We start from the raw sequence: 25,314 nt of genomic DNA, 5'->3' as shown, positions 1-25,314 counted from the left end.
GGCGGGCACCCTGCCATGCTGGCCGACCACCTGACCGGAACGGGACGACGGAACAACGGGACATATGTCATCGGAAGCCAAGGCAGCGGAAGTCGCAGCAGCTGATCCGGCGTCGCCACCCCTGACCGAACGGCAGGAGGCGCGCCGTCGCCGCATCCTGCACGCCAGCGCCCAACTCGCGAGCAGGGGCGGATTCGACGCGGTGCAGATGCGCGAGGTCGCCGAGTCGTCGAGCGTCGCCCTCGGCACGCTGTACCGCTACTTCCCCTCCAAGGTGCATCTCCTGGTCGCCACCATGCAGGACCAGTTGCAGCACATGCACACGACGATCCGTAAGCGCCCGCCCGCCGGTGAGACGCCCGCCGAGCGGTGCGCCGAGACCCTGATGCGGGCCTTCCGTGCCCTGCAGCGCGAGCCCCATCTGGCGGACGCCATGGTCAGGGCGCTGACCTTCGCCGACCGCTCGGTGAGCCCCGAGGTGGACACGGTCTCGCGGCTGACCACGGCGATCATCCTGGACGCGATGGGCCTGGCGGACGCGCCGACCCCCGAGCAGCTCTCGGCCGTCCGGGTCATCGAGCACACCTGGCACTCCGCGCTGATCACCTGGCTCTCGGGGCGGGCGTCGATCGCCCAGGTCAAGATCGACATCGAGATGGTGTGCCGTCTGATCGATCTGACGTCCCCCGAGGCCGATCGCACACCCTGACATCGCAAACCCTGACTCCGCAAAGCTTGACGTCACAGATCTTGACGTCACAGACCTTGATGTCACAAACCCCGGATGGTTGCACTGGGGGCGCACGCGCATCGGGCAACTGCGCCCCTGAGCCTCGTCTGGTCCCGCTTGGCCAGTTCTTCGTGTCCGTCAAGTGGTTGACGCCCGCTATGAATGGTCTACGTGCTGACTGAAGCTATCGGAACCAGAAGCGGGGAACTGGGGGATCAGAGCGTGATCCGGGTTCTTCTCGTGCATGACGCCTGTCTGCTGCGATCGGCGCTCGCGGAGCGCCTCGCCCGTGAGCCGGACCTGGAGGTGTTCCATGCACCATGGCGCAACGCCCGCGACCGTACCGGCGCGGTGCGGCCCGACGTCTGCGTGGTCGATCCCGACGGCGAAACGGCGTACGCCTCAGCCGAGTTCGGGGAGCAGTCCCATCCGGTGAGCGGCGGCCTCGGCAGCCCGCTCCTCGTCCTGGTGTCCGGGAACCGCCCGGGGCTGCTCCGCCGCTGCATGGAGGCAGGCGCCGTCGGCTACGTGGACAAGGCGAGCCCGCTCGACCGGCTGCTCGCCGGGATAAGACAGGTGGCGACCGGCCGAAGATTCGTCGACGAGTCGCTGGGGTTCGGATTCCTGAAAGCGGCTCAGATGCCGCTCACGCACCGGGAGTTGCTGGTTCTCTCACTCGCCGCCGGAGGCGCGCCCGTCGCCGAGATCGCGCACCGCCTGCACCTGACCAACGGAACGGTGCGCAACTACATGGCCGCCATCACCCGCAAGACCGGGGCGCGCAACAGGATCGACGCCATACGGATCTCGCGCGGGGAGGGCTGGGTGTGACGCCCCGTTCAGTGGACCCGGACCTGGACCCGGACCTGGACCAGGACCCGTAGGGCCCCAGTTGCCGGACAGTTCGCGGTAGAGCGAGGAGCTCTCGATGAGCTCGTCGTGGCCGCCGCACAGAGTGTGCGTCCCGTCCATCACCAGGATCCGGTCGGCGCGGCGGGCCGAGCTGATGCGGTGGGCGATCACCACGAGGGTGCCGCCGGGGCGCTCCGCGAACGCCCGCTCGGCGCGGGCCTCCGCCATCGGGTCGAGGTGGCAGGTGGCTTCGTCGAGCAGGACGAGGGGCGCGTACGAGACATAGGCGCGGGTCAGCGCGACGAGCTGCCGCTCGCCCGCGGAGAGCGTGGCCGGGTCGACGGGGGCGGCGAGCCCGCCCAGCCGCTCGATCACTCCGCCGAGCCCGACGGCCCGCGCGGCGCTCAGCAGCTCCGCGTCGCCGACGGCGTCCGCCCGCAGATACTCCAGGTTCTCCCGGACCGTCCCGCTGAAGACGTACGCCTCCTGCGGGATCAACACCCGCCGCGCGACGGCCTCTTGCCCCCGCACGGGCCGCCCCGCCACGCGGACGACACCGCCCCCTGGCTCAAGCAGCCCGGCCACGAGCCCGGCCAGCGTCGACTTCCCGATCCCGCTGGGGCCGACGACCGCCAGATGGCCGCCGTGCGGGACGGTGAGCGACAGGTCGCGTACGACGGGCTCGGCGAGGGGGCCGTAGGCGAAGGTGACGGAGGAGAGCTGGAGGGCGGGGGCCTCTTCAGGGGCGGGGGCTGCCGCTTCTGCGTTCTCGTCGCTCGGCGCGGGTGCCGCCGCCCCCGTCTCCTCCCCCGGAGTCCACGTCAGGCGGCGCAGGACGATCGCCAGGCGGGAGCCGCTCGTACCCAGGCCGTGGATCAGGTTGTGCAGGGCCGGGAGCAGCGCCTGGGAGACGTAGGCGATCGCCCCGACCAGGGCGCCCGGGGTCACTCCGTGGTTCAGGAGCCAGGGGGCCGTGACGAGGAGCAGGACGAGTGGCAGCTGGCCGCCGGTCGTCAGGGCCGCCGTGCGCAGGACTCCCCAGTGGGCGAGGGCGCGGGCCGCCGCGTACTCCGTGGCGACACCCCGGTCCAGGTCATCGGCCATGTCCTGCTCGGCGCCCGCGGCCGCGACATCCCGCAATCCCGGGGTGACCGACCCCAGTTGGCCCGCTATGCCCTCGTCCGCGACGAGGAACCTCTCCTGGCGCCTGGCCAGTGGACGCAGGCTCGCCGCGAACAGGGCGACACCGGCCAGCAGCGGCGGCGCCACCACAAGAAGGAGGAGCGGGGCAAGCGAAAACAGGCCGATCAGCGCGCCCGCCGCCGTGAAGACGAAGGAACGGGACACGAGGACCAGTCCGGCGAACGTGTCCCTGGCGATCTCCACCTGCTGGGTGAGCCGGGAGACGGAGGCGCCGTCGGCGTCCCGCAGCCCCCGCCCGACGACCTGCCTGACCAGGGTGTCCCGCAGCGGCTCGACCAGGTCGGCGACCGAGCGGTACACCCGCCCCGTGCCGTACGCGGCCACGACCACGCCGAGCCCGGCCCCGCCGAGCCACCCGAGACCCACCGCCTCACGCCCCGCGAGGAACCCGTCGTCCAGGGCGCGTGCGAGGGCGTACCCGGTGAGGAAGGTCTGCCCGGTCTCCAGGACGGACCAGAGCGCGAGCCGCAGCAGCACCGGCCACCTGCGCCACAGGAAGCGGACACCTCGGCGGTAGGGACCTTGCGGGGCCGCCGAGGACGACTCCACACGCCCCGCCCCCTCCGTCTCCTCCACCCGCTCCACCCGCCTCACGCTCCGAACACCTCCCGGTACTCGGGCCGCTCCCACAGTTCCGCATGCGTGCCCACCGCCCGGATCTGGCCTTCATGCAGCCAGGCCACGGCGTCCGCGCGGGCCGCCGTCGCCGCGCGGTGGGCGATGATCAGGCGGCTGCGGTGCGGGGTGTGGTGGAGCACGGCCTCGGCTATGTGGTGTTCCGTCACCGTGTCCAGGCTCGACATGGCGTCGTCCAGGATCAGCAGCCGCCCGCCTCGCGCGAACGCCCTTGCCAGGCCGAGGCGTTGAGCTTCGCCTCCGGAAAGGGGTGCCTCCGCGCAAGGCGTCGCGTAGCCGTCGGGGAGGCGGGTGATGAAGGGGTCGGCGTGGGCGGCGCGGGCCGCTTCGCGGACGCGGGGCGGCGTCGGGCGCGGGGCGCCGAAGCCGATCGTGTCCTCCAGGGTCGTACCGAGCAGCGCGGGCCGCTCGAAGGCGTAACCGACTTCGCGGCGCAGCTCCTCGCGGCTGAGCGAGCGCAGGGGGACGCCGTCGAGGCGTACGTCCCCTTCGTCGGGGTCGGCGAGCCGGCCCGCGACGGACGCCAGAAGCGACTTGCCGGAGCCGGAGCGCCCGACCACGGCGAGCGTGCCGCCCGCGGGAACCGTCAGGTCCACCCCGTCGAGCACGGCGCGCCCACCGCGCGTCACTCTCACGCCACGCACCTCCAACAGTCCATCCCCCAGCGGTAGTTCAGCTCGCCCGTAGGAGGTCTCGGGCTCCGCCAGCACCTCCCCCAGGCGCCTCGCCGCCGCCCGCGCCCGCACCAGTGCCCCCAGCTGCCCGACGAGCATGCCGATCCCGGTCGCGAGCACCGCGTACCGGGAGGCGGCGAGCAACTCACCCACGGTGATGCGGTCTTGGACGACCAGATGACCCGCGACCGCGACGACCGCGATCTGTAGGAGGGGCGCGACCGCGACGGCCTGCGCCTGGGAGCGGCCCTGGACCCGCCACATCCGATGCCCCTGGCGGGAGAGTTCAGGCAGCGCATCGAGGATGCGCCCGGCCTCTTTGTCCTCGGTGTGCGCGGCCGTGACGGTCCTGGCCCCGCCGATCGCCTCGCTGAGACGGCCCGCGATGTCGCCCTGGACCTGCTGGTAGCGCGCCACGCAGTCGGACGAGACACGCACGAACGCCCGCAGGAGCAGGACGAGTACGGGTGCCCCGACGACGAACACCACGGCGAGCCAGCCGTCGATCAGGACGAGGGCCACGACGGCGCCGACCGGCGCGACCAGGGCGGCGAGAAGCGCGGCGAGCGTGGCGGGCGCGACGCCCGCGTGTGCCGCGTTGTCGATGAGTCGGGCCACCAGGTCGCCGGGGGCGAAACGCGCGGTGGCGCGCGGCCCTACGGCCAGCACGTGGCGGCCTACTCGGCCGCGCAGCCAGGCCGTGGTGCGGGCGTTGGTGGTTCCGGTGAGGACGCCGTCGCAGGCGTCGAGAAGCGCGCTCGCACCGACGAGCACCGTGCACACGAGGATCCAGCGGGTGGCGTCGGCACCGACGTGACCGGCCGCGTGACCCGCGAGGACGGTGTCGAGGGCGCGGCCGATGGCGAACGGCAGGAGGAGACTCGCTCCGGCCCCTGCGACGCTGCACAGCACCAGGGCCACGCAGCGGGCGGCACTGTGGCGGGTGGCGGCCTTCAGCAGGCCCGCGTCGTGGTCGGGTCGAGGAGGCCGGGTGGTCATGGTCGCCATGCGGTACGGGTCCTCGTGTCCGTGGCGGTGCGGCCGGGGCGGAGCGCCCGAGGACGCTGTCCGCGAAGGGCCATGGCATCGGTGGAGCCGGGCGGCCCTCCGAGAAGAGGCGCCGCCCGGTCCCCCAGGAACCGTGCCGGTCAGGCACGGACCGGTGTCACAGACAGAGCAGGACGCTCGCGTCGCTCCAGCACAGGAGCAGGCTCACGTTGCTGCCGCCGCCACCGTGGCCGCCACCGGTCATCTCGTCGGACTCCATGCTCTGCAGGTCGAGAAGTGCCATGGGAGTTGCCTCTCTTTTGGGGACGTTGCTGTCCTCATCGGGTGGTGTCACGACCCCGCTGCGTGGCGGGACCGGCTCTGGGGCCGCCTCAGAGGCGGCAGGAAGGGGACGTGTGCTCCGCCGTCCCCCAGGGCGGCGGCGAGGGCGAGAAGACAGCCCGCCGTTCCGGTGTGCAGGTCCATGGACAGGCGCAGCATCTGGTGTCCGGGGAAGGCGAGTTGGCCGGCGTACGGCATCGTGAACCAGCCGAGTCCCTCGATCTGCGCGGCGACGTCCTCGGGCGTGATGCCGGGTGCGGTGCTGCGGTTGATGTGCAGCAACAGTCCGGCCCGCCCCTGGAACAGGCCCGGCTGCACGCAGAAGCGTGAGCGCGCGGTGGTCAGGACGCCCGGCCGCACCGCCTCGAACCCGGCGTCGTCCCGGTGCGCGAGGTAGTCGTCGACGACCATCCCGATGCCGACGCTGCCGTCGCCGAGGTACGGCATCGTGCGCCACCCCTCGTCCACCCCGATGCTGCCGTCGGGCCGCGCCACGCACCGTTCGAGGTCCGCGCGCAGGGCCCGCGCCGCCAGGTCGAGGAGCGCCGGGTCGCCGTTCCTCTCGTAGAGCCGGAGGAAGAGCAGCGCGGGACCGGTCGCCCCGTGCAGCAGCCCGGCCCGGGGCCGCCCCTTCTTCGGCGGGTCCTCGGCAGCGGTGAGGCGCTCGGCGATCAACTCGGCTGCCCTGAAGGCGTGTTGGGCCAGGCCTTCCTCGCCTGTGCTGTGCGCGAGGGCGTCGAGGGCGAGGCCGAGTCCGGCCAGGCCGCCGTTCAGGTCCGAGGGCAGCCGCTGCCAGTTCTCCTGGAGGATGAGCTCCATCAGATCGAGCGCGCGGGTGCGGTGACCGAGCCGTTCGAGTACGTGGGCGATGCCCGCGAGGCCGTCGTTCAGCCCGAGGGGCGTACCGGGCGGCGCGGATTCGGTGTGCTTCAGGAGCCAGCGCTCGCCCTCCTCGTAGCGTTCGCCGCCGCCCTCGGCGAGGGCGAGCAGCACTCCGGCCGCACCGTGTGCGAGGCCGAGCCCGCCGCTGTCGGTGAACGTCGCTATGTCGCCGGGGAAGAGCCGGTCGTCGCGCTCCGGGGTGGCCGAGGCGAGGATGGCCTTGACCATCGAGTCCCGGCTGGCGGGCCAGTCGGCCACCTCGACGAGCGGCGCGGAGAGGGATACGGATGCGGATGCCGTGGCCCCCACTACCGCCCCGCCACCGGTCCCGTCCTGTCCTCCCCGCTCGATCTCCGCCACCGCTCCGGCGAGGAACTCCGCCGGTACGTCGGGGAATTCGGCCGCGATCACTGTCGCGAGGTGCGCCGCCTTGCCCCGGTCGACGGCGAGCAGTGTGGTGATCGGCAGGAAGAGGGCGAGCCGCAGACAGGCGAGGGCGTAGAGGTCGACGTCCACGCCCTCGCGGTCGGCGGGCGCGATGAATCCGGGGTGGGCCACGATCTGCCTGCCGCCCTCACCCACACGCCCCGCCGCCTCGAAGTCGAGGAGGGAGACGGACTGTTCGTCGGGGGCGACCATGATGTTGAACATGTGGAGGTCGTTGAAGACGACACCCCGCCCGTGCACGGCCGCGACGGCTTCCTCGACGGCGCGGTGGATCCGCAGCGCCCAGGCCGTGTACGCGGCGATCGCGTCGGCGTCCGGTTCGCTGACCAACAGCGGATGGCGGTCCGCGAAGAAGGAGTTGAGGGTGCGGCCCTCCACGAAGTCCATGACGAGGAAGCGGTGGCCGCCGAGTTCGAACCAGTCCCGCACCTCGGGCGCGACACCGAGGCCCGCCAGCTTCCCCAGCGCGTCCCGTTCGCGCTCCAGGCGGGCCACGGCGTCGGCCCCGTCGGATGCCAGGCCCGCGTGCGGCCGGCCTTCCTTCAGGACGACCTTGCGGCCGTCCCTGGTGTCGGTGCCCACATAGACCCCGCCGCCGTTGGAGAAGTGCAGTGCCTTCTCCATGCGGTACGGCAGGTCGCCGACCGTCGTGTTGTTGCGCGCCGTCAGCTGGGATTCGAGGAACGGCGGGAGCGTGACCCACTCGGGGACCCGGAAGGCCGGGTCGCGCGAGTCGGGGACGAGGCGCCCCTGGTCGTCCTCGATCGCGGGGACGAGACCGCCGCGCTCGTCGGCGCACATGCGGCGGGTGAAGGCGCCGTACCTGACGTAAAGCGGGCCTTCCTGCCAGCGCAGGTCGGTGAGGATGTAGGGGCCTTCCTGCCCTGCGAGCAGTCGCCCCAACTCATCGAGTAGCGCGTGCAGTTGCTGCTCGTCGGCGGGGTAGATCGTGGCGAACTTGCCGCTGCCGTCGCGCCCCGCGTACTTGCTGTTGCGCAGGTGGAGCAGGCGCCGTCCCGCGATGAACTTGAAGGGGACGGAGCGCGGCACGCAGTGGTCCGTGACCACAGCGGCGATCCGGTCGGCGTTCTCCAGCGTGGCGGAGACGTGGATCTTCCAGCCCTGCTGGGGCGCGGGCCTCGCGTGCCCGTCCTCGTCGACGGGGACGAAGGTCAGCCAGTCGCCCTGGCGCGCCGACCGCCATCCCGGCGGGACCGGGCGCCCCGCCGTCTCGAAATCGGGGGCGCTGCCGCCCACGGGCAAACGGTCCGGAGTCTCGTAGAAGTGCCTGTCGGCCAGACAGTAGACCTCGTACCGCTTGTCCACGGCGTCCCCTCCCCATGTGGTCTGGCAGAGACATTTCCAGGCCGCAAAGGGGACGGACAGTCACGGATGTCATCGATCGGGCATGCGGAACGCATGGGTAAAGTCCTGTTCGCACCCGTTCGATCGAACAAGATACGTACAGGACGTATGCAACCCGGTGCGGGCGGCGTCGCGGAAGTGAAGTCCCGGCCAACACGGACCCGATCAGTCATCCGAGACCAGCTCTCCGGGATCAGCCCTCCGAGATCAGTCCTCCGGGATCAGTCCTCCGGGATCAGTCCTCCGGCGGGAAGACGACCTCCCCGCTGCCGGGCAACGTGATCGTGATCGCCTCGACCGGACACCCCTCGGCCGCTTCGAGCACCTTCTCGTTGGCGTCGGTCTCGGGGTCCGCGGGGTGCGACTGGCGGGCCGAGTCGAGCGCGAACCCGCCCGGCGCCGTGATCACGCACATCCCGGAGCCGATGCAGACGGAGCGGTCCACCTCGACGTGCCAGCGGTCACCCATCAGGCACCCGCCCCTTCATAGCCGGACGGGAGGTGGATCATCTTGTGCTCGAAGTACTCGCCGTACCCCTCGGGCCCGAACTCCCGCCCCAGGCCGGAGTTCTTGTAGCCGCCGAACGGTCCGAGCATGTCGAGACTGAAGGTGTTCACCGAGTACGTTCCGGTGCGCACCCGGCGCGCGATGTCGATGCCGCGCTCCACGTCCGCCGTCCACACGCTGCCGCTGAGCCCGTAGTCCGAGTCGTTGGCGATCTTCACGGCCTCGCTCTCGTCGCCGTACGGAAGAAGGCAGATGACCGGGCCGAAGATCTCCTCGCGGGCGACGCGCATCGAGTTGTCCACACCGCCGAGGAGTGTCGGCTCGACGTACCAGCCCTCGTCGAGCCCCGCCGGACGCCCGCCGCCCGTCAGGACCTTGGCGCCCTCCTCCTGGCCGATGCGGATGTAGTCGAGCGAGCGCTGCTGCTGGCGCTTGGCCACCAGCGGGCCGAGTTCGGTCGCCGGGTCGAGCGGGTCGCCGACCTTGAGCGCACCGGCCGCGGCGGCGAAGGCGTCCGCGAACTCGTCGTAGCGCGCGTGCGGCACGAGGATGCGGGTCTGGGCCACGCACGCCTGGCCGTTGATCATCCAAGCGAAGGGGACGATGCCGGCGACCGCCGCCGACGCGTCCGCGTCCGGCAGGATCACCGCGGCCGACTTGCCGCCCAACTCCAGGGTCACGCGGGTGAGATTGCGGGCGGCGACCTCCATGACGCGCTTGCCCGCGCCGACGGAACCGGTGAAGGACACCTTGTCGATGCCGGGGTGCCCGACGAGGTACTCGCTCACCTCGCGGTCCGCCGAGATGATCGAGAGCACGCCCTGCGGCAGCCCCGCCTCGGTGGCGATCTCCGCGAGTATGTAGGCGTCGAGCGGCGCTTCGGGCGAGGTCTTGAGGATCACCGGGCACCCGGCGAGCAGCGCCGGTGCGAGCTTGGCCGCCGCCGTGAACTGCGGGACGTTCCACGGGACGACGGCCGCCACCACACCGACCGGCTCGCGCCTCACGAGGATCTTGCCGAGCGCTCCGTCGCGCTCCTCCTCGTAGGTGAAGTTCCGCGCGACCGTGAGCGCCGAGTCCCAGACCATCATCGCGGCGAGGGCCTGCACCATGACGCTCGACGTGTACGGGGTGCCGTTCTCGGAGCTGATGACGCGGGCGATCTCCTCGTGCCGTACCGCGAACGCGTCCTTGATCCTGGCGATGACCTCGATCCGCTGGTCGAGCGTCATCCGGGGCCAGGGCCCGTCGTCGAACGCCTTGCGCGCGATGGCGACGGCCCGGTCCACATCGGCGGGCGCGGCGTGCGGCACCCGCGCGAAGACCCGGCCGGTGTGCGGCGAGATCACCTCGATGACGTCCTTGCCGAGGGGGTCCACCAACTCCCCGCCGATGAAGAGCTGTCCGTGTTCCACGAGATCGGTCATGGCTGACTGCCTCCTGCGGGATTCCGCCTGCGCGGCACGCGTTCTGACACTGTTTCAGAACTGATACCAGTTCTAGTTCCAGTAGTCCACGGAGGGCAAGGCTCAAGTAGCCTGAGTGGACGGTCGACTTGGGCGATCATTGGAACTAGTTCTAGTTACGGACGAGAGAAGAAGAGGGCGCCCGATGACGCAGGTGGCCGAACCGCAGGTGATCGAGCACGGCGGGGGCGTATGGAGCATCAAGGTCCCGATCCCCGACAACCCCCTGGGCTTCACCCTCGTCCATCTCCTTGACACCGACGGCGGCCCGGTCCTCATCGACACGGGCTGGGACGACCCCACGTCCTGGGACTCCCTCGCCACCGGCCTCGCCGCCTGCGGCACGTCCGTCGAGGCGGTGCACGGCGTCGTCATCACCCACCACCACCCCGACCACCACGGCCTCTCGGCCAAGGTCCGCGAGGCGTCGGGCGCGTGGATCGCGATGCACGAGGCGGACGCGTCGGTCGTACGCCGCACGCGCACGGGGCCGCCCGCGCGCTGGTTCGACTACATGGTGGAGAAGCTGACGGCCGCGGGCGCCCCCGCGGAGCATCTGACCCCGCTGCTCGCCGCCCGCGACGCGGGCCGCGCGCCCCGCCTGCCGGGCATGGCCGCCGCGCTCCCCGACCGGGACATCACACCGGGCGAGCTGCTCGAACTGCCGGGGCGCAGGCTCCGCGCGATCTGGACCCCGGGGCACACCCCCGGCCACGTCTGCCTGCACCTGGAGGAGGAGCACCCGGCGCAACTGCCCGGGCACGGACGTCTGTTCTCCGGCGACCATCTGCTCCCCGGCATCACTCCCCACATCGGCCTCTACGAAGACCCCGACGACGACACCGTCACCGACCCCCTCGGCGACTACATCGACTCCCTGGAGCGCATCGGCCGCCTGGGCCCCGCCGAGGTGCTGCCCGCGCATCAGTACGCGTTCACGGACGCTCCGGCCCGCGTGCGGGAGATCCTGGCCCACCACGAGGAGCGCCTGACGGACCTGCTCGCCCTCCTCGCCGAGCCCCTCACCCCCTGGCAGCTCGCCGAGCAGATGGAGTGGAACCGCCCCTGGGCCGAGATCCGCTACGGCTCACGGAACATCGCGGTCTCCGAGGCCGAGGCCCATGTGCGGCGCCTGGTGAAGCTGGGGCGCGCGGAGGCGGTGGGCCACGATCCGGTGCGGTACCGGGCGGTGTGACGTCCGGCGCCGGGGCGGACGACGTACGGCGCCAGGGGCGGACGACGTACGGCCGGATGGAGCGGGCGCCCCGGTCCGCTCCCCCTACGGGCCGGTAGAGTGGGCCCGTCGTCATCATGCCCGTACAGGGGGAAGCCGGTGGAAATCCGGCGCTGCCCCTTCCCCAAGCTCTCGACTTCGCTCGAGCAGGGGAGACCCCATTCCGTTATCCCGCACCCGCGCGGTGAGCCGGAATGCCTGGTACGGAGCATGACCGGCTCGCGTCGTCGGAACCGCCGACGACCGGCACCGTCGAGGTATACGGAGCCGGAGCCGCCCGGTGCCCGTGCCCGCTACGTGCCCGTGCTGCCCCGCTCCCCGCAGGGAGAGGCACCCGCCGCATCATGAACGTTCGCCGCAGCGCAGCGGTCCTGGCCGCCGTCGCCGTGTTCGGTTCGGCCGCCGCCCCGGCCGCCTTCGCGGACACCGCGTCCCCGTCGCCCTCCGCCGCGCTTCCCTCCGGTCTGTACGGCGACGCGGATCCCAAGTCCGACGGGGTCTTCCGGCAGTCGTACGCCCTGCTCGCCCAGGACGTGGTCGGCGTGAAGCCCGCCGCGAAGGCCGTCGACTGGCTCGCGGGACAGCAGTGCGCGAGCGGCGGTTTCACCTCGTACCGCGCCGACGCGAGCGAGCCGTGCGACTCCAAGACCATGGTCGACAGCAACATGACGGCGTCCGCCGTGCAGGCTCTCGCCGCGCTCGGCGGTCAGGACAAGGCCGTCAAGAAGAGCGTCGGCTGGCTGAAGTCGGTACAGAACGCGGACGGCGGCTGGGGCTACAGCCCCGGCATGGACTCCGACGCCAACTCCACCGGCCTCGTGATCGGCGCGCTCGCCGCCGCGGGCGAGAAGCCGCGGTCGGTGAAGTCGCAGGACGGCAAGTCCGCGTACGACGCGCTGCCCGCCCTCTCGATGAGCTGCGAGAAGGACGGCGGCGCCTTCGGCCTCGCGGACCTCAAATCGGGCAAGCTCGCGCCGAACGCGGACGCCACCGCGGCAGGCGTACTCGGCGCCCACGGCAAGGGCCTGGTCGTGGACGAGGCGAAGAAGGAGGCCGCCGCCCCGAAGTGCGCGAAGGCCGACACCGCCGAGCAGGCGGCGTCGAACGGCACGGCCTACCTCCTCAAGACGCTCGCCAAGGGCGACGACCACCTGATGTCCTCGCTGGCCGGCGCCAAGAACATGCCCGACGTGGGCAACACCGCGGACTCCGTGCTCGCGCTCGCCGCGGCGGGTCAGCCGGAGCAGGCCGAGAAGTCGGCCGAGTGGCTGGCGAAGAACTCCGCGGACTGGGCAAAGAAGTCCGGCCCCGCCGCCTACGCCCAGCTGATCCTCGCCGCCCACGCCGCCGGTCTCGACGCGCGTGACTTCGGCGGCGCTGACCTGGTCAAGCAGCTGAACGCGACCGGTCCCGCCCCGCAGGCGACCAAGAAGGACGCCGACGAGAAGAAGGACAGCGATGACGGCGGCGGCGTGAGCATCTGGTGGATCATCGGCGTCGGCATGGTCGCCGGTATCGGCATCGGTTTCCTGTACAGCGGCAACAAGAAGAAGCAGCAGCTGTGACGCGGGGTCGCGTGCGGTGGGGACACCTGGTGGTGGGGGCGTTCGTCGCCGCCCTGCTCGGCGTCCTGGCCGCCGCCCCCGCCCAGGCCGCCGGTTACCGCTACTGGTCCTTCTGGGACCGCGACGGCTCCACGTGGGCCTACGCGAGCCAGGGACCCAGCACCGCACGGCCCGACGACGGCGCCGTCCAGGGCTTCCGGTTCTCCGTGTCCGAGGACTCGCAGGACTCCGCGAAGCCGCGCGGCGCCGCCGCGGACTTCGCCGCCATCTGCGCCAAGACCCCCGCCGAGGACGGCCGCAAGCGGATCGCCCTGGTCATCGACTTCGGTACGCCGGGTGACGCCCCCGAAGGCGAGACCCCGCCGAAGCCGCGTACCGCCTGCGCCCGGATCGCGGACGACGCGACGAGCGCGGACGCCCTCGCCGCGGTCGCCAAACCACTGCGCTACGACAGCAACGCGCTCCTGTGCGCCATCGCCGACTACCCGAAGTCGGGCTGCGGAGAGCAGGTCGCGGGCAACGGGGAGTCCGAGAAGAAGCCGGAGCGGACGCCCGCCACGAGCGAGGACGCGAGCAAGAGGGAGAGCGAGAAGGAGAGCGACTCCGGTGGTCCCTCCGTCGGCCTGATCGCGGGTGTCGCCGCCATCGCCCTGCTCGGCGGGGCCGCCGTCTGGCAGGCACGCCGCCGACGCGGCTGACCCGCACCATGAACGATCACCCGAGCACCGCACCCGGTGCGCTGCGGCGGCGGCTCGCCCCCGAAGCGCACCGGAGCAACGCGCTGCACCCGGGCGCCTGGTGGGTGTGGGCGCTCGGGCTCGGCGTCGCGGCGTCCCGCACCACCAATCCCCTGCTGCTCGGTCTCCTCATCGGGGTCGCGGGCTACGTCGTCGCGGCACGCAGGACGTCGGCACCGTGGGCACGGTCGTACGGCGCCTTCGTGAAGCTGGGTCTCGTCGTGATCGCGATCCGGCTCGTCTTCGCCGTCGTCCTCGGCTCCCCCATCCCCGGTACGCACGTCATCGTGACGCTCCCCGAAGTGCCGCTGCCCGACTGGGCGAAGGGCGTGCGGATCGGGGGCAGGGTGACGGCCGAGGGGCTGCTCTTCGCGCTCTACGACGGGGTGCGCCTGGCGGGACTCCTCATCTGTGTCGGCGCCGCCAACGCCCTCGCAAGCCCGGCCCGGCTGCTCAAGTCGCTGCCGGGCGCGCTGTACGAGGTGGGGGTCGCCATCGTCGTCGCGATGACGTTCGCGCCGAATCTGATCATGGACGTGCAGCGCCTGCGGGCCGCGCGGCGCCTTCGCGGGCGTGCGGACAAGGGCATCCGGGGGCTGCTCCAGGTCGGTCTTCCGGTCCTTGAGGGCGCCCTTGAGCGGTCGGTCGCCCTGGCCGCCGCGATGGACGCGCGCGGCTTCGGGCGCAGCGCTCCGGTGCCCGCAGGGGTGCGCAGGGCCACGGCGGTACTGACGCTCGGCGGCCTGATGGGCGTCTGCGCGGGAACGTACGGCCTGCTCACGGCGGGCGGCACGGGCTACGGTCTGCCGGTCCTGGCCGTCGGGCTGCTCGCGGCCCTGGCCGGCCTGCGCCTGGGCGGCCGACGCTCCGTGCGCACCCGCTACCGCCCCGACCCCTGGGGCGTCCGCGCCTGGCTCGTCGCGGGATCGGGGATTGCGGTGGCGGGCCTGATGATCTGGGCCGCCTCGTACGACGCTGCCGCCCTGCACCCCGGAGTCGTCCCCCTGACGGCGCCGACGCTGCCGCTGTGGCCTGCGGCGGCCGTCCTTGTCGGCCTGCTGCCCGCCCTCGTGGCGCCGGTGCCCGCCGATTCCGCCGCCCCTGTTTCCACCCGCGTTCGCTCCAAGGAGTCCTCATGATCCGCTTCGAGGATGTCTCCGTGACGTACGAAGGGGTCGCCGAGCCCACCGTGCGCGGGGTCGATCTCGCCGTGCCCGAGGGCGAGTTGGTGCTCCTCGTCGGGCCTTCGGGGGTCGGCAAGTCGACGCTGCTCGGCACGGTGAGCGGGCTCGTGCCGCACTTCACCGGGGGCACCCTGCGGGGCCGTGTGACGGTGGCGGGGCGCGACACCCGTACCCACAAGCCGCGTGAACTCGCCGACGTCGTCGGCACGGTGGGCCAGGACCCGCTCTCGCACTTCGTGACGGACACCGTCGAGGACGAGCTCGCGTACGGCATGGAGTCGCTCGGACTCGCCCCCGACGTGATGCGCCGCCGGGTCGAGGAGACCCTCGACCTGCTCGGCCTCGCCGATCTGCGCGACCGCCCCATCGCCACGCTCTCCGGCGGTCAGCAGCAGCGCGTCGCCATCGGCTCGGTGCTCACTCCGCACCCCCAGGTCCTCGTGCTCGACGAACCGACGTCGGCCCTCGACCCGGCCGCCGCCGAGGAAGTACTCGCCGTACTGCAGCGCCTCGTCCACGACCTGGGCACGACGATCCTGATGGCCGAGCACCGCCTGGAGCGGGTCGTCCAGTACGCGGACCAGGTCCTGCTGCTCGCGGCGCCGGGCGAGGCGCCCGTGCTCGGGGACCCCGCCGAGCTGATGGCCCTCTCTCCCGTCTACCCGCCGGTGGTGGGCCTCGGCCGCCTCGCGGGCTGGTCCCCGCTGCCACTGACGGTGCGGGACGCACGGCGCAGGGCGGGCGCGCTGCGGGAGCGGCTGGCACTCGCGGGATCCGGGCCCCGTGAATACGAGGAGGCCGCGGTCGCACCTCCCGCGTCGCGGCGCCCGGTCCTGCGCAGGCGCACGAAGCCGGACACCCCGGAGCCGACCGCCGCCAGCATCACTGCCCTCGCCGTCCGCCGGGGCCGCGTGGAGGCCCTGCGCCGCGTGGACCTCACCGTCCGCGCGGGCGAGACCGTGGCCCTGATGGGCCGCAACGGCGCCGGGAAGTCCACGCTCCTCTCGACGCTGGTGGGCCTGCTCGAACCGGCGGCGGGCTCGGTCCGCGTGGGCGGCGCGGTCCCGCACCGCACGGGCCCGCGCGAGCTGATCCGCCACGTGGGTCTGGTCCCCCAGGAGCCGAGGGACCTCCTCTACGCGGACACGGTGGCCGCCGAGTGCGCCGCGGCCGACCATGACGCGGCGGCGCAGGCGGGCACCTGCCGCGCCCTGGTCACCGAGCTGCTCCCCGGCATCGCGGACGACACCCACCCCCGCGACCTCTCGGAGGGCCAGCGCCTCACCCTCGCCCTGGCGATCGTCCTGACCGCCCGCCCTCCTCTGCTCCTCCTCGACGAGCCGACCCGGGGCCTCGACTACGCGGCCAAGGCCCGCCTGGTCACGCTCCTGCGCGGCCTGGCCGCCGAAGGCCATGCGATCGTCCTGGCCACGCACGACGTGGAACTGGCGGCGGAGCTCGCCCACCGGGTGGCGATCCTCGCCGACGGCGAGATCGTCGCGGACGGCCCGACCCCGGAGATCGTGGTCTCGTCCCCGTCCTTCGCCCCGCAGACCACCAAGATCCTGGCCCCGCAGAAGTGGCTGACGGTCACGGAGGTACGGAAGGCGCTGCGTACGGAGGCCGGGGTGGAGGCCGGGGCAAGGCCCGGGACGGAGGCCGGGACAGAGACCGGTACAGAAACCGGGACGGAAACCGGAACGGAGGGCCGCACCCCGTGAGCCCCGCTCCCGTCACCGGCCAAGCCGCTCCCCGCCAGGCCCGCCCCATCCGCCTCGGCCCGCGCTCCATCGGCGCCCTCGTGCTCGTCAGCGCGGTCGGCGTCGTGGCCTTCGGGTGGCCGCTCATCGCGAGCGGGGAATCGGGGCTCAGCGCGCACGCCCAGGACGCGCCCTGGCTGTTCGCGGCGCTGCTGCCGCTTCTCCTCGCCGTCGTCGTGGCGACCATCGCCGATGTCGGGCTCGACGCGAAGGCCATCGCGATGCTCGGGGTGCTCGCCGCGGCGGGGGCCGCGCTGCGGCCGCTGGGGGCGGGGACGGCCGGGATCGAGCCGATGTTCTTCCTCATGGTGCTCAGCGGGCGCGTGCTCGGGCCCGGTTTCGGGTTCGTGCTCGGCGCCGTGTCCATGTTCGCCTCGGCGCTCCTGACCGGGGGCGTCGGGCCGTGGATGCCGTTCCAGATGCTGTCCATGGGGTGGGTCTGCATGGGCGCGGGGCTGCTGCCGGGTGCCCAGGGCCTGCGCGGGCGGCGCGAGCTGTGGCTGCTCGCCGCGTACGGAGCCGTCTCGTCCGTCCTGTACGGCACCGTCATGAACCTCCAGGGCTGGCCCTACATCGGAGGCCTCGCGACCGGCGTCTCCTTCGTGCCCGGCGACCCCGTCGGCGACAACCTCGGCCGCTTCATCGCGTACTGCCTCGCGACCTCGCTCGGCTGGGACCTGCCCCGCGCCGTCGTCACCGTCCTGCTGAGCCTCGCTCTGGGGCCCGCCGTCCTGAAGGCGCTTCGCCGGGCCACGCGCAGGGCGGCCTTCGAGGCCCAGGTCACATTCGAGGAGCCCAAGGCGTAGGCGGCTGCCCGCTCTCCGTCACATGGAGCGCCTTCCGGGGTGAGGCGGCGCACAGGTCTTTGGTCCTCTACGAAGGGGCCTCGTAGATCATCTCTTTTGTCGCGGACGCGTCAACATACGCCCTGACCTGGGGATTGAGAGCCACGTCACACAAAGGACCTTCTTCCTGCATGCGACATCCACTAGTAAAAGGGGTCATTGCGGAGACGCGTCAGCCCTGTTTCTCTGGATCGAGTCGCACAGCGCCACCGGCTCAGGCCCCCGGCGCCGACGCATTCCCCCAGCCACACCCCCGTGGCCCACGGCATGCCCGCGACACCATGTTCCCCACGGAAGGTCACGCTTTGTCCGCCACGCTTTTCCGCCGTATCGCCACTCCGAAGAAGGCCCTCGCCGGTGCCGCCGTGGCCGTCGCCACGACCGGCATGGTGTTCAGCGCGGGCGCGGCCCAGGCCGCCGCCCCGACCGAGGCGAAGGCCGCGGCCCCCGCCGCCGCTCCCGCCGCGGCGCCTTCCTCGGCCAAGGCGATCGCGAAGAAGATGATCAAGGACCCCGCTCAGTACAAGGCGTTCAGCAACATCGTGGAGCACGAGAGCGGCTGGAACCACAAGGCCACGAACTCCTCCTCCGGCGCCTACGGCCTGGTCCAGGCCCTGCCCGCCTCGAAGATGGCGTCGGCGGGCTCGGACTGGAAGACCAACCCCGAGACCCAGATCAAGTGGGGCCTCGACTACATGAACGACCGCTACGGCAGCCCCGTCGGCGCCTGGAACCACTGGCAGGCCAACGGCTCTTACTGAGCCTTGGGGCGGCCGCCTGAACGGAAGTCCGGCGCACCGGAAATCACCGGCTCCGCCGAGTTCGTCCTCAAACGCCGGACAGGCTGGACATTCCAGCCCGTCCGGCGTTTCCGGCTTACCGCGGCGCTCTACAGCCGCGCTCTACAGCCGCGCTCTACAGCCGCTGAATGATCGTCCCCGTAGCCACAGCCCCACCCGCGCACATCGTGACCAGCGCGAACTCCTTGTCGCGGCGCTCCAGCTCATGCAGAGCCGTGGTGATCAGGCGCGCCCCGGTCGCCCCGACCGGGTGACCGAGGGCGATCGCGCCCCCGTTCACGTTCACCTTCTCCAGGTCCTGCTCGAAGACCTGCGCCCAGCTCAGGACCACCGAGGCGAACGCTTCGTTGATCTCCACGATGTCGATGTCCTTCAGGGACATCCCCGCCTTGCCCAGGACCGCCCGCGTCGCGTCGATCGGCCCGTCCAGATGGAAGTGCGGATCGGCCCCGACGAGCGCCTGCGCCACGATCCGCGCCCGCGGCTTCAGCTTCAGGGCCCGCGCCATCCGCTTCGACGCCCACATGATCGCCGCCGCGCCGTCCGAGATCTGCGAGGAGTTGCCCGCGGTGTGCACGGCGGTCGGCATCACCGGCTTGAGCCGCTCCAGGCCCTCCATCGACGTGTCCCGCAGCCCCTCGTCCCGGTCGACGAGCCGCCACATGCCCTGCCCGGCGGCCTGCTCCTCCTCCGTCGTGGGGACCTGGACGGCGAACGTCTCGCGTTTGAAGCGCTCCTCGGCCCAGGCGGTGCCCGCCCGCTCCTGCGAGATGAGGCCGAGCGAGTCGACGTTCTCCCGTGTGAGACCCCGGTTGCGGGCGATGCGCTCGGCCGCCTCGAACTGATTGGGCAGGTCTACGTTCCACTCCTCGGGGAACGGCTTGCCGGGACCGTGCTTGGAGCCGGATCCCAGCGGCACCCGCGACATCGCCTCGACGCCACAGCTGATCCCCACGTCGATGACACCGGCCGCGACCATGTTCGCGACCATGTGGCTCGCCTGCTGCGACGAGCCGCACTGACAGTCCACCGTCGTCGCGGCGGTCTCGTACGGAAGGCCCATCGTGAGCCAGGCCGTGCGCGCCGGATTCATGGACTGCTCCCCGGCGTGGGTCACGGTGCCGCCCACGATCTGCTCGACGCAGTCCGCCTGGATGCCCGTGCGTCCGAGGAGTTCCCGGTAGGTCTCGCCGAGCAGATAGGCGGGGTGGAGATTGGCGAGCGCGCCGCCGCGCTTACCTATGGGGGTGCGTACGGCTTCGACGATGACAGGTTCCGCGGCCATGGGCGTCCTCTCCATCCACATCCCGCGGGGGCGTCCCGGCACCCACACGGAGAACTAGTACGCGTTCTAGTTCTGCATGCAGTCTGCTGAGCCGGGGCCCGGCACCGCAAGGGGCTTGCACGCACCTTGCGCAGTACCTGCACGAAAGCCAGCCTGCCGTGGGCCTTGCCTCTTGTAGAACCCGTTACTACCTTGCGGGGCATCTCCTGATGGACCGTCAGAACTAAGAACTGAACTCCTGGAGTTGCCGATGCCCTGTCCAGCGCTGCCCGACGGGTTCGACTTCACCGACCCCGACCTGCTCCAAGAGCGCGTGCCTCACCCGGAGTTCGCCCAGCTGCGACAGACGGAACCGGTGCGCTGGATCACCCAGCCGCCGCGCATATCCGGCTTCGACGACGCGGGCTACTGGGCCGTCACGCGGCACGCGGACGTCAAGTACGTCTCCACGCACCCGGAGTTGTTCTCCTCGAACCTCAACACCGCGGTCATCCGTTTCAACGAGTCGATCAGCCGGGACCAGATCGAGGTCCAGAAGATGATCATGCTCAACATGGACCCGCCCGAGCACACCCGGGTCCGTCAGATCGTGCAGCGCGGCTTCACGCCCCGCGCCATACGTTCGCTCGAGGACGCCCTGCGCAATCGCGCGAGCTCCATCGTCGAAACGGCCATGGCGAACGCCGCGGCCGACGGCTCCTTCGACTTCGTCACGAACGTCGCCGTCGAACTCCCCCTCCAGGCCATCGCCGAACTCATCGGCGTGCCCCAGGACGACCGGACGAAGATCTTCGACTGGTCCAACAAGATGGCGGCCTACGACGATCCGGAGTACGCGATCACCGAGGAGGTCGGCGCCGAGGCGGCCATGGAGATCGTCTCGTACGCGATGAACCTCGCCGCCGCCCGCAAGGAGTGCCCGGCCAAGGACATCGTCAGCCAGCTGGTCGCGGCCGAGGACGAGGGCAACCTCTCCTCCGACGAGTTCGGCTTCTTCGTCATCCTGCTCGCCGTGGCCGGAAACGAGACGACCCGCAACGCCATCACCCACGGCATGCACGCCTTCCTCACGCACCCCGAGCAGTGGGAGCTCTTCAAGCGCGAGCGCCCCGATACCACCGCCGAGGAGATAGTGCGCTGGGCGACCCCCGTCGTCTCCTTCCAGCGCACCGCGACCCAGGACACCGAGCTCGGGGGCGCGACGATCAAGAAGGGCGACCGGGTCGGCATCTTCTACTCCTCGGCCAACAACGACCCCGAAGTGTTCGACGAGCCGGAGAAGTTCGACATCTCCCGCGACCCGAACCCGCATCTCGGATTCGGCGGCGGAGGCCCGCACTTCTGCCTCGGCAAGTCGCTCGCGGTCCTGGAGATCAACCTCATCTTCAACGCGATCGCGGACGCCCTGCCCGATCTGCGTCTGGTCTCCGACCCCCGCAGGCTCCGCTCGGCCTGGCTGAACGGAGTCAAGGAACTGCAGGTCAACACCGGCTGACCTGCCGCCAGGGAGGCAGGGGCGCTCTTCCCTACGCCCCGCCCCTGCCTTCCCTCGGCTGTCGGATGTCGGATGCCGGACGCAGCCAAGGTGCATATCCGGTCAGGTGCCGTCCCACAGCCAACGTTTCCGTTGCGTTACGCGTCTTGAGAAGCAAGCCTTGCCTCTTCTTGCCTCTTTTTGCCTCTCCAAGACTTCGAACGGAAAAGGTCGCTGTGGTCTCCGCCGATCTCTCCCTAGCGCCGTCGGGCAGCGCACCCAAGGAGCGGAAGACCTCCCTCCGCGAGTTCCGCCGACGCCACCGCATACCGCTCATCGCCACCCTGCCCACGCTTCCGCTGTACGCGGTGTGGGCGGCGTTCCTCGCCACCGGCGGCGGTGACCTCGCGGCGCAGGAGGCCTGGGCGCGCTTCGCCTCCGAGCACGGGGCATCCGCGTACGGCCTGTTCTGGTACGGCGGCATGCACACCGCCAACTACAGCCTGATCTCGCCCTACTTGATGGCCGCCCTCGGCGTGAAGACGGTGACGGTGGTGTCGGGCGTCGCCGGGGCCTGGCTGGTCGCCGCGCTGATCGAACGCACCGGGGTGCGGCGCCCCCTGTGGCCCGCGGTGGTGGCCTCGCTCGCGGTGTGGTGCAACGTCGCGTCGGGGCGCACCACGTTCGCGCTCGGCATCGCCTTCGGGTTCGCCGCGTGTCTGGTGCTCGTGCGGGAGCGGCGCGTGGGGGCCGCCGTGGTGTGCGCGGCCCTCGCCACCATGTCCAGCCCGGTGGCGGGCCTCTTCCTCGTGGTGGCGGGCGCCGCCTACTTCCTCGTACGTGACTGGGGGCGGGCCGCGGCGCTCATCGTGCCGCCGGTGGTGGTCGTGGGGGCGACGACCGTGCTCTTCCCCTTCAACGGCGAGCAGTTGATGCCGTTCGACCGGATCTTCCCGCCCGTGGCGTTCAGCCTCGCGCTCATCGTGGCGGCGCCGCGCGAGTGGCGGGTGCCGCGGTGGGGCGCCGGGGTGTACGCGGCCGGGACGGTCCTGACGTATCTCATCCCCTCCCCCATCGGCACGAACGTGGAGCGCCTCGCCGAACTGCTCGCGCCCGCCGCGCTCCTGGCCGCGCTCCTGGCGCCCTCGCTGTCCCGCGTACGCCGGACCGTGCTCGTCATCGCGCTCGTCCTGTCCACCGCCTGGGTGGGGCAGAAGACGGCGGACGATCTGACGGTGTCGACGACCGTGCCCAAGTGGGCCGCCGACACCAAGGGCGTGGTGGAGGAGCTGGAGCGGCTCGGCGCCGACCGGGGGCGCGTGGAGGTGGTCCCGGCCCGCAATCACCGCGAGGCCACGGCCCTCGCGCCGTACGTGAACATGGCGCGCGGCTGGAACCGGCAGCTCGACATCGAGCGTGGCCGCCTCTTCTACGACGGGTCCTTCTCGGCCGCCACCTACCGGGCGTGGCTGGACAAGTGGGCCGTCGGCTACGTGGTGCTGCCCTCGGGCAAACCGGACGGGTTCGCCGAGGACGAGGCGGCCCTCGTCGCCAGTGGCCCCAAGTGGCTGGAGCCGGTGTGGCGGGACGCGAACTGGCGGGTGCTCCGCGTGAAGGACCCGGTGCCGATGGTGTCGAAGCCCGCGTCCGTCGTGCAGTCGACCGGCTCGGCCATGGTGGTCCGCGTTCCCACGCGGAAGCCGGTGACGCTGCGCCTGGTGTACTCGCCGTGGCTGCGGGCGGAGGGAGCCTGCCTGAAGCGGCACGGCGACTTCACCCGTCTCACGGTGTCCACGCCGGGGACGTACAAGATCAGCTCGGGGTACGGTCCTTCGCCGAGTCCTTCGACATGTCGATGACCGGCTCCGCGCCCATGACCGGCTCCGCCCCCGTCGCCACCTTGAGGGTCCTGCCCACCCGGGGCCCCGCGAGGAGATAGCCGAGGCCGAATCCGGCGCCCACGACGGTCGCGCCGCCCACCGCGTCGAGGACCCAGTGGTTCCCGGTGGCGACGATCGCGGAGACCGTGAACAGCGGGTGCAGCAGGCCGAGGGCCTTCATCCACCACTTCGGCGCGAGGGCCACGATCACCACACCGCACCACAGCGACCAGCCGAAGTGCAGCGAGGGCATCGCCGCGTACTGGTTGGTGAGCGCGGTCAGTGTGCCGTACTCCGGCTTGCTGAAGTCCTGCACGCCGTGGACCGTGTCGATGAAGCCGAGGTCGGGCATCAGACGCGGCGGGGCCAGCGGGTAGAGCCAGAACCCGACGAGCGCGAGGACCGTCGCGAAGCCGAGCGCGGAGCGTGCCCAGCGGTAGTCGGCGGGGCGCCGGGCGTAGAGCACGCCGAGGACGGTCAGCGGCACCACGAAGTGGAACGACGTGTAGTAGAAGTTGAAGAACTCCTTGAGCCAGCCGATGTTCACCACCGCGTGGTTGACCCAGTGCTCGATGTCGATCCGCAGGAACTGCTCGATCGAGTGGATCTGTGCGCCGTGGTGCTCGGCGGTGGCACGCCCGCCCGAGTTGGTACCGCCCGTGGCGGCGAGCCGCGCCTGCTGGTAGGCGGAGTAGCCGACGCGGATCAGGAGCAGTTCGAGCAGCAGGTTCGGCCGCGTGGTGACCCGGCGCCAGAACGGGAGCAGCGGCACCCGGCTCCAGCGCGCGGGCACGGGCTTGGCGTAGTCGGTGGGGATGGGCGCCTGGTACTGCGGAGCCGTACGGGACAGGAACGGCACGACGGTGGCCGCGGCGAGCGCGGCGATCAGCACGATGTTGTCCCGGATGGGCTCCACGACCGGCATGTTCGGCAGCATCATCTTCGCGGGCAGCGTCGAGACCAGGACGACGGCCACGGGCCACATGTACCGGTCGGACTGCTTCTTGCCGACCCTGCCGACCACCGCGAGCAGCACCCACAGGAGCTGGTGCTGCCAGGTCGTCGGCGAGACGGCGACCGCGACGCAGCCGGTGATCGCGACGGCGAGCAGGAGCTGTCCGTCCTTGGCGTAGCGGACGGCGCGGCGCAGGCCGAGCCCGACGACGGCCACCCCCAGGGCGACGAAGAGGCCGATCTCCAGGGGCCCTTCGAGACCGAACCTGAGCAGCGCGCCGTGCAGCGACTGGTTGGCGAGACCGCCCGGGTTCGCACCCAGGCCCGCTCCCGCCAGGTGGTGCACCCAGTACGTCCAGGAGTCGTGCGGCATCGCGGCCCAGGCGAGCGCGGTGCAGGCGAGGAAGGTGGCGCCGGTGGAGAGGGAGGCGCGCCTGCGGCCGGTGAACCAGAAGAGGGCGGCGAAGAGCAGCACGGTGGGCTGGAGCGCGGCCCCTATGCCGATGAGGATGCCGCCGGCCCGTTCGCCCCGGACCGCGAAGCACCCGAGCAGGACGAGGAGTACGGGAATGATGCTGGTCTGGCCCAGGTAAAGCGTGTTGCGCACCGGGAGCGACAGCATCAGGAGGCAGATCGCGACGGGCGCGGCGAGCAGCGAGGTGCGCCGGGCCACGGGCTGCGGAAGGGCACGGGCCGCGACCAGGCCGAGGATGACGACCAGGGTCAGCGTGCCGAACGTCCAGCCCCAGCCGAGCGCCTGCTCGGCCGCGCGGGAGAAGGGCTTGAGCACGAGCCCGGCGAAGGGGGTGCCGGTGAACTTGTCCGTGTCGTAGAAGGAGCCGTTCACATGGAGGACGCCTTCCGGGCCGATCCAGGTCTCCAGATCGGTGAGCCGGTCGCCTTCCGGCGTACGCAGGACGACGATCAGCTGCCGCAGCGCCAGTACGGCGGCGATCAGCCAGAGGGCGACACGGACCGCCCCGATCCGTGCCGTTGGTGCACCCGGCCCTCCGGCCCCGAAGGCATTTCCCGGTCCTCCGTGCTCAACATTCGCCACGCGTCGTCGGCCCTCCCGCCCCGCTCGTCATCCTCTGTTCGGTTCCAACGCCCGGTCGGCTCCGGGAGTTCTCCGTCGGCTCCGAGATGTGCCGGTCGACTGCGGGGTCCGCAGTCGGCTCCGAAAGGCTCGCGCCCTCGGGAGAGACGCGCGCAACCCCCATTTCACCTGTCGGCCACACCGCTTTCTACCGGCTTTTGTGCGGACTTCCTAACTGGCTGGATTCGCCCGACTGTCGCCGGATCTCCACAAGCAGTCCACTCCCTGCACATGAGATGACTATCGGGACCAGGTCATGCGGTTCCCCGCCCAAGGCGCGACATAGATCACAAGGACGCCTTCTCGCCACCGTCACAAGCGGAACCATTTGCCCTGGATAGCGGCACATTCCCGGCGGTGTGCGGTTGACCGGGTACCCACCGTAATGATGCTGCCTACACCTATGGT

Annotated in this window: 18 protein-coding genes and 1 pseudogene; 11 read left to right on the top strand and 8 right to left on the bottom strand. The window is 71.4% G+C overall.

Features of this window, described 5'->3' with window-relative positions; all coding sequences use genetic code 11:
- Positions 1-64 precede the first annotated feature (64 nt).
- A complete protein-coding gene (locus ACZ5CR_RS08125) occupies positions 65-709 on the top strand; it encodes a TetR family transcriptional regulator (RefSeq protein ID WP_468854745.1) in 645 nt (214 codons plus the stop codon).
- A 243-nt stretch (positions 710-952) separates the two neighbouring features.
- Positions 953-1,561, top strand: a complete 609-nt coding sequence (locus tag ACZ5CR_RS08120; protein ID WP_468854743.1) for a response regulator transcription factor — start codon at positions 953-955, stop codon at positions 1,559-1,561.
- Between the two features lie 324 nt (positions 1,562-1,885).
- Here ACZ5CR_RS08120 and ACZ5CR_RS08115 read toward each other — a convergent pair.
- The 6 genes and pseudogenes from ACZ5CR_RS08115 to ACZ5CR_RS08090 all read right to left on the bottom strand — a co-directional run.
- Positions 1,886-2,686: pseudogene (locus ACZ5CR_RS08115) on the bottom strand (ATP-binding cassette domain-containing protein); the annotation flags it as partial.
- Between the two features lie 689 nt (positions 2,687-3,375).
- Complete coding sequence (locus tag ACZ5CR_RS08110; RefSeq protein WP_468854847.1) at positions 3,376-5,094, bottom strand: ABC transporter ATP-binding protein; 1,719 nt, start codon at positions 5,092-5,094, stop codon at positions 3,376-3,378.
- 166 nt (positions 5,095-5,260) lie between these two features.
- On the bottom strand, positions 5,261-5,386 hold the full coding sequence (locus ACZ5CR_RS08105; RefSeq protein ID WP_383271570.1) for a SapB/AmfS family lanthipeptide: 126 nt from the start codon (positions 5,384-5,386) through the stop codon (positions 5,261-5,263).
- 47 nt (positions 5,387-5,433) lie between these two features.
- Positions 5,434-8,079 carry a class III lanthionine synthetase LanKC gene (lanKC, locus tag ACZ5CR_RS08100; RefSeq protein WP_468854742.1) on the bottom strand — a complete coding sequence of 882 codons (2,646 nt, stop codon included), beginning with the start codon at positions 8,077-8,079 and terminating at the stop codon, positions 5,434-5,436.
- Positions 8,080-8,353: 274 nt separating this feature from the next.
- Complete coding sequence (locus tag ACZ5CR_RS08095; protein WP_468854740.1) at positions 8,354-8,587, bottom strand: ferredoxin; 234 nt, start codon at positions 8,585-8,587, stop codon at positions 8,354-8,356.
- Positions 8,587-10,053 (bottom strand): aldehyde dehydrogenase, encoded by a 1,467-nt coding sequence (locus ACZ5CR_RS08090; protein ID WP_468854738.1) that lies wholly within the window; start codon positions 10,051-10,053, stop codon positions 8,587-8,589. The genes ACZ5CR_RS08095 and ACZ5CR_RS08090 overlap by 1 nt, the downstream gene beginning before the upstream one ends.
- Before the next feature lie 184 nt (positions 10,054-10,237).
- Between ACZ5CR_RS08090 and ACZ5CR_RS08085 the strand changes: the two genes are divergently transcribed.
- The 7 genes from ACZ5CR_RS08085 (at position 10,238) to ACZ5CR_RS08055 (ending at position 18,178) form a co-directional block, all read left to right on the top strand.
- Positions 10,238-11,287: an MBL fold metallo-hydrolase gene (locus ACZ5CR_RS08085; protein WP_468854736.1), complete on the top strand. Its 1,050-nt coding sequence runs from the start codon at positions 10,238-10,240 to the stop codon at positions 11,285-11,287.
- A 383-nt stretch (positions 11,288-11,670) separates the two neighbouring features.
- Positions 11,671-12,891, top strand: a complete 1,221-nt coding sequence (locus ACZ5CR_RS08080; protein WP_468854734.1) for a prenyltransferase/squalene oxidase repeat-containing protein — start codon at positions 11,671-11,673, stop codon at positions 12,889-12,891.
- Positions 12,888-13,589 (top strand): SCO2322 family protein, encoded by a 702-nt coding sequence (locus ACZ5CR_RS08075; protein WP_468854731.1) that lies wholly within the window; start codon positions 12,888-12,890, stop codon positions 13,587-13,589. Before ACZ5CR_RS08080 ends, ACZ5CR_RS08075 begins: the two co-directional genes overlap by 4 nt.
- An 8-nt stretch (positions 13,590-13,597) precedes the next feature.
- Positions 13,598-14,767 carry an energy-coupling factor transporter transmembrane component T gene (locus tag ACZ5CR_RS08070; RefSeq protein ID WP_468854728.1) on the top strand — a complete coding sequence of 390 codons (1,170 nt, stop codon included), beginning with the start codon at positions 13,598-13,600 and terminating at the stop codon, positions 14,765-14,767.
- Positions 14,764-16,533 carry an ABC transporter ATP-binding protein gene (locus tag ACZ5CR_RS08065; RefSeq protein ID WP_468854725.1) on the top strand — a complete coding sequence of 590 codons (1,770 nt, stop codon included), beginning with the start codon at positions 14,764-14,766 and terminating at the stop codon, positions 16,531-16,533. The genes ACZ5CR_RS08070 and ACZ5CR_RS08065 overlap by 4 nt, the downstream gene beginning before the upstream one ends.
- Positions 16,530-17,378, top strand: coding sequence for an ECF transporter S component (locus ACZ5CR_RS08060; RefSeq protein WP_468854722.1), 849 nt, complete (start codon positions 16,530-16,532; stop codon positions 17,376-17,378). Before ACZ5CR_RS08065 ends, ACZ5CR_RS08060 begins: the two co-directional genes overlap by 4 nt.
- 344 nt (positions 17,379-17,722) lie before the next feature.
- The gene (locus ACZ5CR_RS08055) at positions 17,723-18,178 is read left to right on the top strand and encodes a lytic transglycosylase domain-containing protein (protein ID WP_468854720.1); all 456 of its coding nucleotides are present in this window, start codon (positions 17,723-17,725) and stop codon (positions 18,176-18,178) included.
- A 154-nt stretch (positions 18,179-18,332) separates the two neighbouring features.
- Here the strand turns inward: ACZ5CR_RS08055 and ACZ5CR_RS08050 are convergent, their stop codons facing one another.
- Positions 18,333-19,502 (bottom strand): steroid 3-ketoacyl-CoA thiolase, encoded by a 1,170-nt coding sequence (locus ACZ5CR_RS08050; RefSeq protein WP_468854717.1) that lies wholly within the window; start codon positions 19,500-19,502, stop codon positions 18,333-18,335.
- A gap of 250 nt (positions 19,503-19,752) precedes the next feature.
- Here ACZ5CR_RS08050 and ACZ5CR_RS08045 point away from each other — a divergent pair, with 250 nt between their 5' ends.
- A complete protein-coding gene (locus tag ACZ5CR_RS08045) occupies positions 19,753-20,997 on the top strand; it encodes a cytochrome P450 (RefSeq protein WP_468854716.1) in 1,245 nt (414 codons plus the stop codon).
- Between the two features lie 215 nt (positions 20,998-21,212).
- The gene (locus ACZ5CR_RS08040) at positions 21,213-22,835 is read left to right on the top strand and encodes a glycosyltransferase family 87 protein (protein WP_468854714.1); all 1,623 of its coding nucleotides are present in this window, start codon (positions 21,213-21,215) and stop codon (positions 22,833-22,835) included.
- Here the strand turns inward: ACZ5CR_RS08040 and ACZ5CR_RS08035 are convergent.
- The gene (locus tag ACZ5CR_RS08035) at positions 22,789-24,867 is read right to left on the bottom strand and encodes a bifunctional glycosyltransferase 87/phosphatase PAP2 family protein (RefSeq protein WP_468854712.1); all 2,079 of its coding nucleotides are present in this window, start codon (positions 24,865-24,867) and stop codon (positions 22,789-22,791) included. The genes ACZ5CR_RS08040 and ACZ5CR_RS08035 overlap by 47 nt on opposite strands.
- Positions 24,868-25,314 lie beyond the last annotated feature (447 nt).

It is taken from the genome of Streptomyces sp. NPDC031274 (assembly GCF_055570235.1).
Note: the sequence above shows the minus strand (reverse complement) of the source record. Positions and strands in the feature narration are given on the sequence as shown.